This window comes from Okeania sp. SIO2C2, assembly GCF_010692625.1.
In the GTDB taxonomy this organism is placed as follows: Bacteria; Cyanobacteriota; Cyanobacteriia; order Cyanobacteriales; family Microcoleaceae; genus Okeania; species Okeania hirsuta.
The window spans coordinates 1-16,386 of the sequence record NZ_JAAHGM010000062.1 but is presented as its reverse complement, the minus strand read 5'-3'; the positions used below and the strand labels follow the sequence as shown (position 1 = coordinate 16,386).

Here is a 16,386-nt window from a genome sequence, read left to right as displayed (position 1 = left end):
TGTTAATCTTTGATAAAGAAGATTAGGCTTTTTTGACTTGTATCTTCTGGTAACAATTATTCTCCATAACTATAACGTTGCAGTTTAGTGCTTTTAATAGCACCAACGCACAACTGGACTACCAACTCAGTTGCAGTAGCAGCACAATGACGGAGGAGTCAGTCCTCAGTCCTCAGTCCTCAGGAGGGAAGAAAAAGCAAGAAGCAAGAAATAAGAGGAGGAAAAGGAGAAAGTTTTTTTGATCACGCTCTTATCCGGACATGATATAAGTTGTATTTTTCCTGAGTTTTGACTTTTGACTTTTAACTTTTGACTTTCCTGATCATCACGCACTGGCAGTGAAGTCTCCATTATTTCCATCAACAACTCCAGTCGTGATTTCTGAGACAACATTGGCACTAAGTTAGGCAAAGAATAGTAGTCACCTTTGAAAGTAAAAGTTTCCACTGGCGCTTGCTTCTGCTTCAGTTGACTTTCCACATAATTAGAAGCATAGTGACCCACACGCACGATAACCACATTTGGCATAACCGCCAACTCACGACAATAAGCAGTATAAGCATCAGCAAAATAGGGTGCAGTATTTTCCCCTTCATCTGTGACCAGAATAAACTGTTCGACAATTTGCTTTTTGCGTCGCATTGCTTCTACTGCACAACCGCAACTTGTACCCCCACCTGCGCGGATATGTTGGAAACCACGTTCCCAGTCACTCAATTCTGTACCTTGGGCAGTCAGAGGATAAGGGATGGTATCGAAAGCGTAGACAAATAATTCAGCTTCAGTAATACCAGAAACCAAAGCAGCTAAACGCTTACCTACTTCGATCGCCTTTTCCATTGAACCAGACTTGTCAATGAGTAAAGCGGTTGGCAAAGAAATTTTACCGCGTTTTTTCACTTGTTCGTTAGTCACCTGCTCCAGTTTCGCAACAGTTTCCGCATCTACCTGAGCAGCATCAGCAGCAACCTTCGCTTTATAAGCAGATACGCGATCACTCTTTTGTGCCTCAGTCAATTTCTCATCAACTAACGCTTTTACCTCTGGGTGTTCCATCGCACCACGAGCAGTCAGAGACTTCAGGTTATTGATAATTTCCTGGGGAGACATGGAGTTTATCAGTGCCACTAACACAGTAGGTGTCAATTGTTTCACTGCTCCCACTGACTGGAATGATTGGTTGGACAAGCTTAGCTGTAATTTTTGTATTTTGGATAATAATTATTCGTAATGGAATTGAAACTGGAACCGAAGCAGGAGTCACAATCTTCGTCTTTGCCTTTGTTGTGGCCTTCGCTTTTGCCTTTGCCGGAACCGTAGCCGGAGCCTTTGACTATGCAGGAGCCTTTGCCTTTATTGTAGCCTTCGCTTTCGGCTTCGCCATAGCCTTCGCCGGAGTCTTTGCCTTGACCGTAGCCTTCGCTTTTGCCTTTGCCGGAGCCATAGCCGGGCCCTTTGCTGTAGCTTTTGCCTTATTCGGAGCCTTATTCGGAGTCATATACGTAGCCAAAGGCTTTACCAAAGACTTTGCCTTTAACTCCACCATAGGCATGGCCTTCGCCATAGGCATAGCCTTAGCCGGAGCCATAGTCTTTGCCCAAATACTGTTAAATTCTTACATTGCTTATCGAGTAATCAAAGGAGATGAAAAATACGCTCTAATTCGTAGAATAGCTATTGCTTTTGCTGCCATAGGAGGAACATCTTTTAGAGATGCAAATTTAACTGACGCTGATTTTACTAATGCAATTCTTAAAAATACTGATTTCAGAGATGCAAATTTAACTCAAACCCTTTGGAAAAAAACGAATAAATTAGATTTAGCTCGACCAGGAAAATCTGTTTTAGCACAGTCGAAACTACGAGAACTTTTAGTTTCAGGAAAAGGGCTGGGTCAGGATTTTTCTAAAGCTGATTTACGGGGAGCGAATCTCAGCAATGCAGACCTAAGTTATACCAATTTAACCCAAGCTGATTTAAGTCAAGCCACTTTATATCAAGCAAATTTAGAAGGAGCAAATCTAACTGAAATTAATGTCATTGGGACAGATTTAAAGCAAGCCACATTAACAGCAGCTTGCATTGAGGCTTGGAATACAGATAGCACCACTCGATTAGATGAAATTCATTGTGATTATATTTATCTGCTGAATCATCAACAGGAACGTCGCCCCAGTAGTGGAATATTTGCACCAGGAGAGTTTACTAAGTTATTTGAGGAAGTTTTTAATACAGTTGATTTAATCTTCCAAGATGGAGTGAATTGGAAAGCATTTGTTTCTGCTTTTAAGCAACTACAGGTTGAAAATGAAGGGACGGAGTTAACAGTTCAAAGTATTGAGAATAAGGGAGATGGAGTCATTGTTGTCAAAGTGGAGGTTCCACTGAATGCTGATAAAGAAAAGATTCACAGTGATTTTCATCAAAATTATGAATTGAAGCTGCAAGCACTAGAAAGAGAGTATAAGACGAAGCTACAGATAAAAGACAGTGAAATTGAGAGCTATAAGCGAGAAAATGTTAATATGATAGAAGTAATTAAACTCTTAGCAAGTAGACAAATTGAGGTAAAGAATATGGCCAGCAGTGAATCTAGTGCAGAAAAATCTACAAAGCAAGTTGAAGTTGAGATGAACTTCCAAAATGAAGTGACTGGAGTAGGCGGAAAAGTTAAAAAAATGATTGTTAACCAGAAACAAAAGTTGGCTGATTCTGTAGTTGAAGTCCAAGAACTATTACAAATTCTTGACCATTCTTATCCAGGTGATTTGCCCACTGATACCCAAACTGAAATTGAGGTAGCTGTCAGAGGAATTGAAAAAGACCCTGCTTTAAAACAGCGTTTGATTAGTGCATTAAAATCGGGAAGTAAGGAGGCTTTGAAAGAATTGATGGATAATCCCTATGTAAATATTTTAGTCGCAACTTATGAAGGATGGCAAAATCCATAAGCGTAAAAATATATAGGTGCATTAAATAATAGGCTGAGGACAATTAATCCCAATGTCTCAAGAAAACCCTAAATCTCCTGAGTCACAGATGAACTTCCACGCTCCTAGCAGTGGAGTGGCTGGAAAGGTTGAAGGGAATCAAATTATTAATATTAATTTACCGCCTACATCTGAACACCTAAAAGAACGGGACAAGACTCAACAGGAACTTCTGCACTGGGTAGAAACTGAAGTTGAAAAACGCCTACAACAATCACTCCATAATCGAGTTTACATTGTTTTGGAAAAAGAAGAAAATCCAGAACAGGTACAACATCCTTGGGAAATTGATATTAAGGTAGGGGAACAATCTAGTTTTCGATTGCCCAAAGATAGTTCAATTAAACAGATATTTGACCGCTCAGATATTGCTGGACGACTATTAATTTTAGGTGCGCCCGGTTCTGGAAAAACCACCATGTTGTTGAAGCTGGCAGAACAATTAGTCAAACGAGCAAAAGCTAATCCAGAACATCCCATTCCGGTATTATTGAACTTATCTTCATGGAAGGATGATAAACAAAGTATTAAAGACTGGATGATAGCTGACCTCAAACCTAAATATGGGGTGCGTAAAGATATTGCTAAAAAATGGATTGAGGAGGGGGTGATTCTACCCTTACTGGATGGTTTAGATGAATTAGACGCAGCACGACAGGAAAAATGTGTGGAAAAGATTAATGAATTTCTGCATCCTGAAACTTGGTCAAGAGAATTAGTAGTTTGTTCTCGCCTTAAAGAATACCAACATTATCCAACCAATTTAGGATTAAATGGTTCCATTATTCTGAAACCTTTAACAACAGCACAAATTCAAGAATATGTATTAAAAACAGAAGGTGAAGATTTATGGCATAACATCAATGCTGATTCAGATTTAATGGAATTATCACAAACGCCTTTATTATTAAATATTATTGTTTTATCCTGTACATAAATTTCTTTTGAACGCTGGAACCAATTTCAATCTTCAGAAGAACGACAAGGCTATCTATTTGATGCCTATATTAGACGAATGTTAAAGCGTCCTTATAAAAATAAACAGAAACCTTACAAGGATAAAGATACGACATTCTGGTTAGAATGGTTAGCAAAACAACTCATTAGAGAAAATAAAACTGAGTTTCTTATTGAAAAAATGCAGCCGAGTTGGTTAGAAAATCGAGAAAAAAAAAGATTTTTTATGGGAATTTATGGGTTATTTCTAGGGCTATTTACAGGGCTATATATTGAGCTATTTTACAGGCTAATTTATGGGTTAACTGATAAATTAATTCATGGGATTTCTGGGGTAATTTCTGGGGTAATTCTTATGCTAGTTTTAGGGGTAACTTATGGGCTAACTTATGGGCTAACTTCTGGGGTAGAGAGATGGGATGAAACTATAAAAACTGTTGAATCATTTCAATTTTCGCTTAAAAATGTTAAGAATCAGCCAAAATTATGGCTATTTTTAGGGCTATTTTCAGGGCTATGTTATTTTTTCATTTTTTGGAATAATTTTGGGCTAATTATTGGGTTAAATTCTGGGTTAATTATTGGGATAACTTTTGGGTTAATTTTTTTGCTTCAAGGCCCAGAAATTGATTATAAAAAGATTCCCAATCAAGGAATTTGGCAATCCCTAAAAAGTATGAATATACTTATAATTATCACCTTTTTAGCTGGTTTAGGACTCTCTTTATTATTAATTTCAGCATCGGGAAAATCAGTTGGAGTTATTAATATCTTATTTGGTAGTTTTGGATTCAGCTTGTTATTTAGTGTCTTGGGATGTGGAGTACCTGTAATGCTACATTTTTCTCTACGTTTAGTTCTTTGGTTTAATCACTACATCCCATGGAATTATGCACGATTTCTCGACTACTCTACAGAACGCCTATTCCTACAACGGGTTGGGGGCGGGTATCGGTTTATCCATGACTTACTGCGTCAACACTTTGCTTCTCAATATAATAAGAATAACTTTGATAGTGAATGAGACTGCCTTTCACCTAAACTGCCTTAATATAAGCTATCTGAGTATTAACTCTCTTGAAACCCACTGACTCATAAAGTCGCGTTGCACCTAAAAGGTTATCAGCATCAACATACAACATCGCCGTTTCCATCCCTTCTGCTTTCAACAATTTCAACGCCGATAGCAAAATACCACGCCCCAATCCTCTTTTCCGAAAACCACGTCGAGTCCCCAGAGTGTTAATGTAACCATCTTTACGCCCTTTTAATTCATTATTTTCAGGGTGAATCTGACAATCACACAAAGCAGCAAAAGTACCATCAGGCGCAACTGCAACTAAACTTAATTCTGACTGATATTTAGGGTCATTGAGTTTATCCTTCACAGATTCAACAGTAATATCTTGATGATTCCAATGGTCGATAAAAGTTTGATTAAACATTTCCGTCCAAACTGCTGCATCTGCTTCATTTTCTATATGTTTTAGGGTAAAACCTTCTGGAAACTCAGCCTCTGGAATAGGGTCAGTAAGCGATCGCTCCATCGTCAGAAAATACCGCTCAATTTCAAAACCACAACTTTCTAATAAACTAATACGTTGGCTATTATCCCCATGAGCGCCACACAGCACTTTAACCTTGACATTCCTTTCCCTACCCACTTCCCCCATCCTTTTCTCTCCCCACTCCAGAATTTGAGCTTCTAAATTATTGCCTTTAGTCTGAGGGTCAACTCGAAACCACAAAATACCTGCAATATCTTCCCCTATTTCTGGAATCATCAATCCCGCAATAGCCATAACTTGACTGTTGCTATCTTCCCATAAACAAATATCGCACTGCTTGTCTACAGACGGAGTTTCCAATTGCATAAGCATTTCTGCTGGAGACGGCCATTCATGGAATTGATGAGCTGACTCATTACTATTTAGCAATTGAGCGATCGCCTCTAAATCTGTTTCACCTCCATAACAACGAGGTGTTAATGTTTTGATGCTCATAATTACCTGATTGATTTAATTGCCAGTTCAAACAATAATTTATTTATAGCGCAATTCAGTTTAATAAACGTGCAAGATATGATATCATACTCATAGCCCAGTATGTTCTCTTACATAAGCAGGTTGTAACCCTAAAACAATATCTTGTGGGGGAACTCCTTCGGCAATTAACCTATCACTAATTGGTAAATCAGTTTGATTTCTTTGAATCCAAATTTTTTCATTTTTTATCTCTAAATGAATTACACAATTATAAATTCGTTGGTGCTTTTGCCAACCTAAATCAATTAATAAATAAGGTTCCCTTTCTTGATCAAAAACTATTTCTGTTTCTATGTCTTCATCTAAAGAGTTTCCTTGAACCTGCTCCGTTAAAAACTTTTTAATAATAGTACGATACTTATTTAATTTATCCATTGTATAATCTCCTGATTAATTGAGTCATAAACTAACTTTTAGATTGGTGAAGTTGAATATTTGCTTGATTACGGATTCAACAAATAGAATTACGGATAAATTGAGAAAATACTAAGGAAAAGATTATATAGAGCAATAGCAAAACTCTTAATTAATAACTGATATGATAAGATAGTCTGGCCAAAAGAAAAAATTAAAAGTAAAGTCCCATACTCTATGTCTTCTGATGATTCTATCTCAACAACTCCCGCCTCTACACCAAAAGTAAGTACCAACTTACAAGTCAGATTCAAAACAGAGGAAGGAAAACTGTTATTACTGTTGCCACCAGAATTTAATAACGGTGAGATAGAAAATCCAACTGCTATGACCTGGACAGAAATTTGGCAACAGTTCAAGCAACGTCTCAACGCAGGAGAAAGATTTTGGCAGCCAAAAACAGAGGTACAGCTCATTGCTTTTGACCGCTTATTAGATACTCGTCAACTGCAAGAAATAGCTGAAGCTCTTTTAGAAGTAGAACTAGAATTAACAACAGTTCAAACTTCACGTCGCCAAACTGCTGTAGCAGCAGTCACAGTTGGCTATTCTGTAGAACAAAAATTTGACATTATTACTCTCAACCAAGCTCCTACAGAAAAAGTTCAACCTATGTTTGAACCTTTATATTTACAGATGACCATTCGTTCCGGAGTAGAAATTCGGCACCCCGGTACGGTAGTAATTGTAGGAGATGTTAATCCTGGTGGTTCTGTCATTGCTGATGGAGATATTCTAGTGTGGGGTCGTTTACGAGGAATAGTCCACGCTGGTGCTAAAGGAAATTCTCAAAGTGTAATTATGACTTTACAGATGGAACCAACTATTATCAGAATTGCACGGCAAGTAGCTAGAGGGCCAGAAAAACTACCAACTCAATTTTATCCTGAAGTTGCTTATGTGACAGATCAAGGGATTCGTATTAGTAGGATGGTAGACTTTGTTAAGATACGGCGTTGAAGAAGTAGTCAGTAGTCAGTAGTTGGTAGTTGGTAGAACTGAGAAAATGCTCCTGTAGAAAATTTATTGGAATTAGGAATTAGGAACTAGACAACACTATGTCTTTAAATTAACGTGCAATATATTAAGAGGGGGCAAAAAAAATAAGTATGTAACGAAAAGTAAATTCACTCAAAAACTTATTCTCCTTTGGCACCTAGCAAATCATAACGACAATTTTTCACCCCAACCTCATTCTCTAGTGTCTTGACAAAATCAATTTTCCTTGACAAAATCACAGTTTTAATGTAGTAAGAATAAGCTGATATTTCTGAAGTTAACTTTGAAGTAGCAGATTTTTTGCAGTTTACATATCTAAAAAATTGGGTAATGAAATAATTATTATCCTGTTAGAAACTTTAAACTTAATCTAAAATACCAAAATAATCTCTAAGTTTTGACTATATACAATTCTTTATTTCTTAATTTCTAATAGCTTATGAGCAAAATTATTGTTATTACTTCTGGTAAAGGTGGAGTGGGAAAAACTACTTGCACAGCAAACTTGGGCATGGCTTTAGCTCAAAAGGGTCGCCGAGTAGCCGTAGTTGATGCAGATTTCGGATTAAGAAATTTGGACTTACTACTAGGTTTAGAAAACAGAATTGTTTATACGGCAGTAGAGGTTTTAGCAGGAGAATGCCGCCTCGAACAAGCAGTAGTTAGGGATAAAAGACAACCGAGGTTGGCACTTTTACCTGCTGCTCAAAATCGAATGAAAGAAGCAGTTACTCCCCAACAAATGCAAGAGTTAGTCAATATGTTAATACCAAAATATGACTATATTCTGATTGACTCTCCTGCTGGAATTGAACAAGGTTTCCAGAACGCGATCTCCCCGGCCCAAGAAGCTATAATTGTTACAACCCCAGAAATATCTGCCGTCCGTGACGCGGACAGAGTAATTGGCCTTTTAGAAGCCAATAATGTTAAGAATATCCATCTGATAGTTAATCGGATTAGACCTCAGATGGTCCAAGCTGATGAAATGATGTCAGTACAAGACGTAGAAGAAATTCTTGCTATCCCACTGATGGGAATTATTCCAGATGATGAGAAAGTAATTGTATCTACTAACCGAGGCGAACCTTTAGTATTAGCAGAAAATATTTCTCTCGCAGGCTCAGAATTTGTGAATATTGCTCGTCGTTTAGATGGAGAAAAAGTAGATTTTATTGACCTAGACCCGCCACAAGAAAATTTCTTTACTTGGTTGCGTAAATTATTATCATCTAAAATTGTTTAATATGGAAAAAATTACAATTTACTGAATAAATCAACTATTGAGTTAACAATAAGCTAATGTTAAATGAAATTATAGAAAAACTTTTTTCTAGAAATACTCCTAGTAGTCGTAATGAAGTTAAGCGTCGTTTGAAGCTGGTTATCGCTCATGACCGTGCCGATATCAATCCCGAAATAATAGAGGCTATGAGAAAAGAAATTATGGAAGTAGTATCTCGCTATGTTGAAATAGATGACAACGATTCAGAATTTTTGTTAGAAAATAATCAAAGAGCTACAGCATTAGTGGCAAATTTGCCTATTAGACGTATTAAAGCCAGCTCAGATATTCACAATAGTTAAATAATCTCAGTTAAGTATCTGTAAAAAATTAATTCAATATTTGCTTGAAGTAGGAAACAGGCAAAATAAAATAGACCCCATCTGAAAATAGCTGTTGGGGACTCCCGTTATCAACGGTTAGAGGAAAACAGCTAGCAGATAAACTATTTTCCTCTTAAGCTTAATTTTCAGATTTTTCAACTGACTTTTGAGACTTAAGTTTTAGTGAATCAATGAAATCACTAATTACCTGGGTTATTGTTTTCTCATTACGGTAAATATACAAATAATTTTGTCTAACTACTTATAGAAAAATCATGGATCTAATACCATTGGGTGAAAAAAGAATGTTGCGCATAATTTGAGTGATTTCTAGACTTTACCAATAATGTCCTTTCGACTAGAAATTAAACTTTCTGAACTACTAGCAATAAACTTAACTATTTATACCAAATATTTATCAAAATGATATAACACATTATGACTGCCCTAAAGTATTAATTAATCCTTTAATCTGTAATTAATATTCCTGAAAAAATTGCTCAAAAAAATATAAATTCTCTACTCCGAATCGACCATGTTTTCTCAAGATGCCGATGATATTTCCAAAGATATTTGACATTTTTTCTGATTGTAATTACTTTTAAAACATAAAATTATTCTCATGGGTTGACATACTCCCCGGCGTAAACGCACGGGGATTCTTACCCAGTGGTTATTCTTGGTTTGCCTTCCGCAAGACTATGCCAACAATGACACAACTTGCTGAATCAGGTAGCCCATCATCAGTAGAGATTTTTATCTCCCCAAGGGTTTCCGTTAGCGTTTGCGCAGCATTCCCATAGGAAAGCTCCTCCGTAGGAGGCTAAATCGGCAGTTCCCGTATGCCCTACGTTACTGTTATTCCACTCAATACTTACTATTTCTAATCCACGACTTAAGATATTGTGTGCTGGATTAGTATCACGGCATATTTCTATATGACAATATAGGACAAATATGAGTACGAGTTGATAAATACTTTTTAACTCTATGCCCACAATTAGGACAATCAGTAGAAGTGAAATTAGGATTTACCGAAACAACTGCTTTGCCCCAAATTTTTCCATAGTATTCAAGCCAAGTCGTGAATTGATACCACCCAGAGTCAGATATTGACTTTGCCAAATGATGATTTTTGAGCATATTTTGTATCTTGAGGTCTGCCTTCGGCACGTCGCTCCGCGTCTATATAGACAATCATATCTAACAAGTGAACTACGCACCGAGCTTGTTTACAGCGCTTTTGATATTGATCAACCACATCGTCATAATCACGCGTCCTTTAGGGAGGTTTCATGGTGTGGTCTACCGAAATGAAAACCGCTGTAATAGCCCAGTCTTTAAGCTGTCTACTTACCTTCAAATGACATTTTTCTAGTCTAATTATTGCTTTGTGGTAATTATTTGATTGAGACAGTACCTACAACTCTGAATAAAGAGTTTTTAACCTTTAGATCGCTGAAAGCCTTAGCTATTATACCAAATTGATAAATGTTTGCTATAAATAGCTAGGGTATTTCTTAGAATTCAGAATTCAGAATTCAGAATGAATAGATTTAGTACCATTTTTGATGTTGTCAATTATATTTTTCGTCACATAGACTTTCTTATGGAGTCTTTTGATAGTGCTTATTATTCGTAACATTCTTTTTTCAAAATGGTATTAATAGTTATTCCAAGAACTTCGCGCTGTCTAGTTACTAAGATTACTATTTCTTTGATTTCTCTAGTATGATTTGATCACATATTTTTGCAGATCAAACTATGAGATACCCAAATATTATAGATCGAGCCCTAGAAGGGGGAAGCTTTAGACCGAGGTTTTCGGCAAAAATTTCGAGCGATCGCTAATTTCTTAAATCAATTTGACAAATATTTTCCGATCAAAACACATATCATTCGTTTTTCAAACTTGACAATAATCACACAAAATGATATAAATAGTAATCATACAAAAAAGTCCTCAGCAAAATAATTAATATCTCCTTTGATGAACCCTTCAGTGATACTCTAAAAAATGACAGTGCAAATTGTTCAGTCTAAAGGCCAAAGTAAAAAGCCCGGATGATTGATGTAGAGCATGGGCTTGAGGCCAACCTCATATATTCAAGAATATCTGTGGGCTAAAATGCCTTCCCTAGATACAAATGGAGAAACACAGGAGAATGGTCACCAATCCCTTCTCAAACCTTACCCATGAAACTACAACAGAATTATCCTTTTTATCGAAGATATATATCTGAGTAGCAGAGGGTCAGTTACTAAAAAATAAATAGTCCATCGATAGTATGGTCGGGCATCCAAAAACTAAGGCCAATTCCTGAACAACTGGGGACAGCCCCGCATAAGACTAACTGTTGCCAGAGCGTAGCTAGTTAAGCAGTCTGGAAGAACCAGTAATCCCACTGGCGTAAGTCTGGGAAAATCCACTTCCTGAAGTGAGTGGAGTATGTCAATCAGCGACTACTACTGGAAGTAAGTGCGATATATTATTTTTCACACTTAAGCAAAACCTTCAGATATTTGGTCAGACCTATATTCTGAAAATTGCAGATTATAGAGGAAGATTAATTGAACAAAAAGCCCACACTAAAAGCAACAGCAAGCTTTCATGCCATAGCAGTGTCAGTGTCGGGTATATTAATTTGGATAGCTAAATAAGCATATAGAATAGATAGAATGGTAAGCACCGCAGAAAAAACAAACGTAGGACAAATCACTCAAATTATCGGTCCAGTTGTAGATGCTAAATTCCCTAGTGGAAGTCTTCCAGAAATCTACAATGCCCTAACAATTACAGCTCAAAACGAAGCTGGACAAGATGTTTCAGTCACCTGTGAAGTGCAACAACTTCTAGGCGACAACCAAGTTAGAGCTGTGGCGATGAGTGGCACGGATGGCCTTGTACGTGGTATGGAAGTAGTAGACACTGGGGCTGCAATTAGTGTACCTGTAGGCACTGCTACTCTAGGTAGAATATTTAACGTGATCGGCGAACCAGTAGACGAACTTGGCCCAGTGGGAACTGAGGAGAAATCTGCAATTCACCGTGAATCTCCTAAATTTGTAGAGCTAGAAACTAAGCCTTCCGTTTTTGAAACAGGTATTAAAGTTGTAGACCTACTAGCTCCCTATCGTCGTGGTGGAAAAATTGGATTATTTGGTGGTGCGGGTGTAGGTAAAACCGTTATCATCATGGAGTTAATTAATAACATCGCTAAAGCTCACGGTGGAGTATCCGTGTTTGGTGGCGTGGGAGAGCGGACTCGTGAAGGTAATGACCTTTACAATGAAATGATTGAGTCTGGAGTAATTAACCCAGACAACCTCCCCGACTCTAAAGTGGCCTTGGTTTACGGTCAGATGAACGAACCACCAGGAGCAAGAATGCGTGTGGGTCTATCTGCTCTAACAATGGCAGAATATTTCCGGGATGTTAGTAAGCAAGACGTGCTACTTTTCATTGACAACATTTTCCGGTTTGTACAAGCAGGATCTGAAGTATCTGCACTTCTGGGAAGAATGCCATCTGCGGTAGGATATCAACCTACCTTGGGTACAGAGATGGGTGAATTGCAAGAAAGAATTACATCCACAAAAGAAGGTTCTATTACTTCTATTCAAGCAGTATATGTACCTGCGGATGACTTGACAGACCCTGCACCTGCTACTACCTTTGCTCACCTAGACGCAACTACAGTATTGTCAAGGGGACTTGCTTCTAAAGGTATTTACCCAGCAGTTGACCCCTTAAACTCTACATCTACTATGTTGCAACCAAGTGTAGTAGGTGACGAGCATTATGCTGTAGCTCGTTCAGTACAATCTACTCTACAAAGGTACAAAGAACTTCAGGATATTATCGCTATCTTAGGTTTGGACGAATTATCTGAAGATGACCGTCTAACAGTAGCTCGCGCTCGTAAAATAGAGCGTTTCCTATCACAACCTTTCTTTGTAGCTGAAGTATTTACAGGTTCTCCTGGTCAATATGTGAAGCTCGATGATACAATGAAAGGCTTCAAAATGATTTTATCTGGTGAACTTGATGAGTTACCAGAACAAGCTTTCTACATGGTGGGAGGTATCGATCAAGTAATCGCCAAAGCTGAAAAAATGAAGGCAGAAGCATAGTCTTACTGGCTATGTTGGTCGTTAGTTAGCGAAAAAATATTGACAGTTGGCTTGTTGGTTATCGATGCTGAGATCGACAGTCAACTGACAACTTAAGTAACTAACACAATTGAAAAAGGCAGAAGGCAGAAGGCAGAAGTGGTAAGTCAAAAGGGTATTCATACCCCTTCTGACTTGGAGCTACTGAACTTTCGTTCAGTGGGGGTCTTAAACCCTTGTTCCATTTGGTCGCAGCAGAGGACAAACAAAAGAAACCTTCAGCGTATCTGCCCTCCGCCTTCCCCCGAAAAAATAAACAAAAAATTATTGACAAATGACATTAACTGTGCGTGTAATATCTCCCGACAAGACAGTTTGGGACTCAGAAGCTGAAGAAGTAATTATACCTAGTACAACAGGTCAATTAGGAATTTTAAGTGGACACGCTTCTATGCTGACCGCTCTCGATATAGGTGTAATGCGAGTTCGTGCGGAAAAAAGTAAAGATTGGGTAGCGATCGCCCTGATGGGTGGTTTTGCTGAAGTAGAAGCAAATGAAGTAACTATACTAATTAATGGGGCTGAAAAAGGGGATACTATTGACAAAGAAGCAGCTCGTATAGCTTACAATGAGGCTGAATCTAGTCTGGAAAAAGCTGAAAACGGCGACCTTCAAGCAAAAATCAAAGCCCAAAAAGCCTTGAAGCGAGCTAGAGCACGTCTGCAAGCTGCTGGTGGAGTTAACTAAACTACTAAATTCCCATTTCTGCAAGCAGGGACTGCATTTGTTCTCTAGTCAGTCCCTGTTTAATATAAGTAGGTGATTCTGGGTTGTAGGGACTAGCAACCAAATCGATACTAAGAATTTTAGATGTTTCAGGTAATACAGGTATATCTGGGTCGAAAGCTGTAGGTCTCATTAGGGAGCTAGAAAAACCTTTAAAAATAGCTATTTCATCTAGTTCTCCATCAACTTCAACCTTAACTATTAATACTTCATTAGGTTTTTTAATTGTGTATTGTTCCAAACGATGAGAAATGCTATTCATAATAACTTTCAATAGATAGTTAAACAATTAATTATTAATTATTCACTCTCCTTAAAAAGGATAATATTGGTCAGTATTTTTTTCTTTGTTTGTTCTTTAAATAAGAGCCTTTAAACCTTAATTATTCGGTAAAATTTGCTTGATTCTATACCCTCATAGCAAATTCACTTTGACTAAAATAATTTTCAAAAAAAATCTCAGTTTTCGCCTAAATAGAATCTTGGTGTTTAGGCAATAAAGCTAGACTGAGATTTAATCATATAGCACTAAAAAGAAAGACTAGGACATCTCAAAAGCCTAAAATTCAAACAACGCAATATTTTCCCTTCTTCCTTCTAATTTCCTGTTGCTGATCGCCCTTGCTTCTGTAACTTAACCAAAACAAAATAACAGAGAAAAATTGTATAGATGATTAATCCAGTAAACCCCAAGAAGCCGATAAATTCTTGAGGCCAATCTGCATGAAAAATTTGTTTAAATAACCATGGAGGGTCTAACCAAACATTACAAAATGGATCTTCAAGTAAATCATTGCGGGATTTAAAAGCACAGGCCAAAAAAGGAATTTCGAATAATGCTCCGATTAAATTATAAAATGTAGCAGCCCAACGCCAAGAAGTCAAACTAGCCTTCAGAGGAGAATTTCGTAATTCTCGAATTTCCTCATTCAAATCTACCCAAAACCACAAAGCTACCGGAATTAAAATTCGAGCTATTAATGATGTTAAAAAACTTATAGGTACTGCTGCAATCATTAAGTAAACAGTGATTGCCAATAAACTAGAAACTCGCCAATAAGTAATCAACAAACGTTGAATAGCTTCAGACTTTTTGACAAAAGCCCAAATCAAAATAAGTAGGGGTAGTACCACAGTAAATAATACCGCTAGCCTATAGTCCATCCAGACCCAAATCTCTAATCCAGATGTGATAGCTATGGGTAAAAAGTTTAACATAATTAGTAACTTATAAAAATAGTAGCTTATAAAAATTTAACTATAATCGTAATTAACTTTAAAAAGTTATTTATGGTATATTTTTTTGATAAGCAACTGAATTAATAAGTTAAATATTTCAGTTGCTTACCAGCCAAGCATTAATATATTTAATTTAATAAACTATGGTCGAATAGCTTATTAAATCAATCAATTGGCCTTAGTTGTCGTATACTCGACACTCAACAGCCTCAGGATTATCATCGCAATAATTTTCCAAGGAACTTGGAGACTTCTTTTCCTTTTGATGAGCAGACTCAGCTTGAAGCTCTTCTACCGAATCCCAAGCTACTGCACATTCCTTGGAATTAGCACCAGAAGCATCACAAATAGCACGAGCTTCTTCGCGCTCTTGCTCAATTTTTTCCTCAATGTTGTTATTAGTCATAGTTTTTTTATTCTTAACTTAACTTACTACCTACGATTTTTGGGACACAATTCCTAAATATAAAATCAAGGGTTAGAAATTGAAAAACAGCTCAGGTAAAGAGACAAATTAAAATTTTACCTCTTTATCATTTATATATGCTACGAGAGATTCCCAACCAAATGATCTTGATATTTTAAGATTCATTGACCAAATAATCAATCTTTCAAACTGTCTAAATGTCCAGCTTGCTCAACAATACTTAATATTAACATAACTGAAACGATAACCTGTTTGATAAGCAACATTTATGAAATTAAATTAAAAATATTATGATCATAATTTTAAGTAGTTTTATACCAATTATTAGACGGAGCAATATTACAAAACTTTGATTGTTAGAAATAGGGAAAAAAAGGTAGAAAAAAGTCGATTAACAGATGTACAAGGTCAACTTCACCATTAAATTCTGCTAATAAACAATCCTACTTTTGGCACGTTTCGTCGAATATTTTGTTTAACTACTGGAGTATTTCAGAGTTAATCACTTTTTTTCGGTATTTAGTGACAAATACGATCTAAACAGTTAAGAGAGTAAACAGACCTAAAACCTTTGTGATAAGTGGTTAACACAATATAGCAATAAGTTGAATATAAAATTATGATAATTACTCATTGCTACAAAATTAAGCCCACTTGTGAACAGTCAGCCAAAATTGATGATTGGCTATAACTATTACAAAGGCATTGGAATTATGCTCTTAGTCAACCCTTGGACTGGTTGAACCAAACCAGGTGTCAAATAACCGTTGTTCGATAGTGTCATGTCCTATGGGTGAGATTCAAGAG

Annotated in this window: 17 protein-coding genes; 8 read left to right on the top strand and 9 right to left on the bottom strand. The window is 36.9% G+C overall.

Annotated elements, in window-relative coordinates:
- Window positions 1–165: 165 nt before the first annotated feature.
- Entirely contained in the window at window positions 166–1,155 is a 990-nt protein-coding gene (locus tag F6K18_RS29710; RefSeq protein WP_287526257.1) for a hypothetical protein, read from the bottom strand.
- Here F6K18_RS29710 and F6K18_RS29705 point away from each other — a divergent pair.
- The 3 genes from F6K18_RS29705 to F6K18_RS29695 all read left to right on the top strand — a co-directional run bounded on the left by F6K18_RS29705 (window position 1,140) and on the right by F6K18_RS29695 (window position 4,971).
- The gene (locus F6K18_RS29705) at window positions 1,140–2,951 is read left to right on the top strand and encodes a pentapeptide repeat-containing protein (protein ID WP_287526254.1); all 1,812 of its coding nucleotides are present in this window, start codon (window positions 1,140–1,142) and stop codon (window positions 2,949–2,951) included. The genes F6K18_RS29710 and F6K18_RS29705 overlap by 16 nt on opposite strands.
- 52 nt (window positions 2,952–3,003) lie before the next feature.
- Window positions 3,004–3,927, top strand: coding sequence for an NACHT domain-containing NTPase (locus F6K18_RS29700; RefSeq protein WP_287526252.1), 924 nt, complete (start codon window positions 3,004–3,006; stop codon window positions 3,925–3,927).
- A gap of 78 nt (window positions 3,928–4,005) precedes the next feature.
- Window positions 4,006–4,971, top strand: a complete 966-nt coding sequence (locus tag F6K18_RS29695) for a hypothetical protein (RefSeq protein WP_287526250.1) — start codon at window positions 4,006–4,008, stop codon at window positions 4,969–4,971.
- 13 nt (window positions 4,972–4,984) lie between these two features.
- On the opposite strand, the gene F6K18_RS29690 is transcribed toward F6K18_RS29695, so the two are convergent.
- Both F6K18_RS29690 and F6K18_RS29685 read right to left on the bottom strand, forming a co-directional pair.
- Entirely contained in the window at window positions 4,985–5,950 is a 966-nt protein-coding gene (locus F6K18_RS29690) for a GNAT family N-acetyltransferase (RefSeq protein WP_287526247.1), read from the bottom strand.
- A 90-nt stretch (window positions 5,951–6,040) separates the two neighbouring features.
- Complete coding sequence (locus F6K18_RS29685) at window positions 6,041–6,367, bottom strand: XisI protein (RefSeq protein ID WP_287526232.1); 327 nt, start codon at window positions 6,365–6,367, stop codon at window positions 6,041–6,043.
- Window positions 6,368–6,583: 216 nt separating this feature from the next.
- Between F6K18_RS29685 and minC the strand changes: the two genes are divergently transcribed.
- The 3 genes from minC (at window position 6,584) to minE (ending at window position 8,992) form a co-directional block, all read left to right on the top strand.
- Entirely contained in the window at window positions 6,584–7,366 is a 783-nt protein-coding gene (minC, locus tag F6K18_RS29680) for a septum site-determining protein MinC (protein ID WP_287526230.1), read from the top strand.
- A gap of 478 nt (window positions 7,367–7,844) precedes the next feature.
- Window positions 7,845–8,651, top strand: a complete 807-nt coding sequence (minD, locus tag F6K18_RS29675; protein ID WP_287526229.1) for a septum site-determining protein MinD — start codon at window positions 7,845–7,847, stop codon at window positions 8,649–8,651.
- Window positions 8,652–8,707: 56 nt separating this feature from the next.
- Window positions 8,708–8,992 (top strand): cell division topological specificity factor MinE, encoded by a 285-nt coding sequence (minE, locus tag F6K18_RS29670; RefSeq protein WP_124147278.1) that lies wholly within the window; start codon window positions 8,708–8,710, stop codon window positions 8,990–8,992.
- A gap of 764 nt (window positions 8,993–9,756) precedes the next feature.
- Here the strand turns inward: minE and F6K18_RS36995 are convergent.
- From F6K18_RS36995 to F6K18_RS36985, 3 genes are read right to left on the bottom strand one after another with little or no spacing between them, the layout of a single operon-like run.
- Window positions 9,757–10,011 carry a hypothetical protein gene (locus F6K18_RS36995; protein ID WP_353735215.1) on the bottom strand — a complete coding sequence of 85 codons (255 nt, stop codon included), beginning with the start codon at window positions 10,009–10,011 and terminating at the stop codon, window positions 9,757–9,759.
- Window positions 9,935–10,156 carry a zinc ribbon domain-containing protein gene (locus F6K18_RS36990; RefSeq protein ID WP_353735213.1) on the bottom strand — a complete coding sequence of 74 codons (222 nt, stop codon included), beginning with the start codon at window positions 10,154–10,156 and terminating at the stop codon, window positions 9,935–9,937. The genes F6K18_RS36995 and F6K18_RS36990 overlap by 77 nt, the downstream gene beginning before the upstream one ends.
- Window positions 10,119–10,274 (bottom strand): hypothetical protein, encoded by a 156-nt coding sequence (locus F6K18_RS36985; RefSeq protein WP_353735212.1) that lies wholly within the window; start codon window positions 10,272–10,274, stop codon window positions 10,119–10,121. The genes F6K18_RS36990 and F6K18_RS36985 overlap by 38 nt, the downstream gene beginning before the upstream one ends.
- Before the next feature lie 1,418 nt (window positions 10,275–11,692).
- On the opposite strand from F6K18_RS36985, the gene atpD reads away from it, so the two are divergent.
- Both atpD and atpC read left to right on the top strand, forming a co-directional pair.
- Window positions 11,693–13,147: a F0F1 ATP synthase subunit beta gene (atpD, locus tag F6K18_RS29660; protein ID WP_287526227.1), complete on the top strand. Its 1,455-nt coding sequence runs from the start codon at window positions 11,693–11,695 to the stop codon at window positions 13,145–13,147.
- A 313-nt stretch (window positions 13,148–13,460) separates the two neighbouring features.
- Complete coding sequence (gene atpC / locus F6K18_RS29655) at window positions 13,461–13,874, top strand: ATP synthase F1 subunit epsilon (RefSeq protein WP_124147276.1); 414 nt, start codon at window positions 13,461–13,463, stop codon at window positions 13,872–13,874.
- Between the two features lie 4 nt (window positions 13,875–13,878).
- Here atpC and F6K18_RS29650 read toward each other — a convergent pair whose 3' ends face one another.
- From F6K18_RS29650 to F6K18_RS29640, 3 genes are all read right to left on the bottom strand, one after another.
- Entirely contained in the window at window positions 13,879–14,175 is a 297-nt protein-coding gene (locus tag F6K18_RS29650) for a hypothetical protein (RefSeq protein ID WP_287278269.1), read from the bottom strand.
- 335 nt (window positions 14,176–14,510) lie between these two features.
- Window positions 14,511–15,131 (bottom strand): DUF3177 family protein, encoded by a 621-nt coding sequence (locus F6K18_RS29645; protein WP_192901212.1) that lies wholly within the window; start codon window positions 15,129–15,131, stop codon window positions 14,511–14,513.
- Between the two features lie 199 nt (window positions 15,132–15,330).
- Complete coding sequence (locus tag F6K18_RS29640) at window positions 15,331–15,558, bottom strand: Calvin cycle protein CP12 (protein ID WP_124147275.1); 228 nt, start codon at window positions 15,556–15,558, stop codon at window positions 15,331–15,333.
- Window positions 15,559–16,386: the final 828 nt, after the last annotated feature.

Excerpts from the sequence above, each read along its gene's own strand:
- F6K18_RS29700 (WP_287526252.1), top strand. The coding sequence starts at position 3,004 with ATGTCTCAAGAAAACCCTAAATCTCCTGAGTCACAGATGAACTTCCAC.
- F6K18_RS29695 (WP_287526250.1), top strand. The coding sequence starts at position 4,006 with ATGTTAAAGCGTCCTTATAAAAATAAACAGAAACCTTACAAGGATAAA.
- F6K18_RS29690 (WP_287526247.1), bottom strand. The coding sequence starts at position 5,950 with ATGAGCATCAAAACATTAACACCTCGTTGTTATGGAGGTGAAACAGAT.
- F6K18_RS29685 (WP_287526232.1), bottom strand. The coding sequence starts at position 6,367 with ATGGATAAATTAAATAAGTATCGTACTATTATTAAAAAGTTTTTAACG.
- minC (WP_287526230.1), top strand. The coding sequence starts at position 6,584 with ATGTCTTCTGATGATTCTATCTCAACAACTCCCGCCTCTACACCAAAA.
- minD (WP_287526229.1), top strand. The coding sequence starts at position 7,845 with ATGAGCAAAATTATTGTTATTACTTCTGGTAAAGGTGGAGTGGGAAAA.
- minE (WP_124147278.1), top strand. The coding sequence starts at position 8,708 with ATGTTAAATGAAATTATAGAAAAACTTTTTTCTAGAAATACTCCTAGT.
- F6K18_RS36990 (WP_353735213.1), bottom strand. The coding sequence starts at position 10,156 with ATGCTCAAAAATCATCATTTGGCAAAGTCAATATCTGACTCTGGGTGG.
- atpD (WP_287526227.1), top strand. The coding sequence starts at position 11,693 with ATGGTAAGCACCGCAGAAAAAACAAACGTAGGACAAATCACTCAAATT.
- atpC (WP_124147276.1), top strand. The coding sequence starts at position 13,461 with ATGACATTAACTGTGCGTGTAATATCTCCCGACAAGACAGTTTGGGAC.
- F6K18_RS29650 (WP_287278269.1), bottom strand. The coding sequence starts at position 14,175 with ATGAATAGCATTTCTCATCGTTTGGAACAATACACAATTAAAAAACCT.
- F6K18_RS29645 (WP_192901212.1), bottom strand. The coding sequence starts at position 15,131 with ATGTTAAACTTTTTACCCATAGCTATCACATCTGGATTAGAGATTTGG.
- F6K18_RS29640 (WP_124147275.1), bottom strand. The coding sequence starts at position 15,558 with ATGACTAATAACAACATTGAGGAAAAAATTGAGCAAGAGCGCGAAGAA.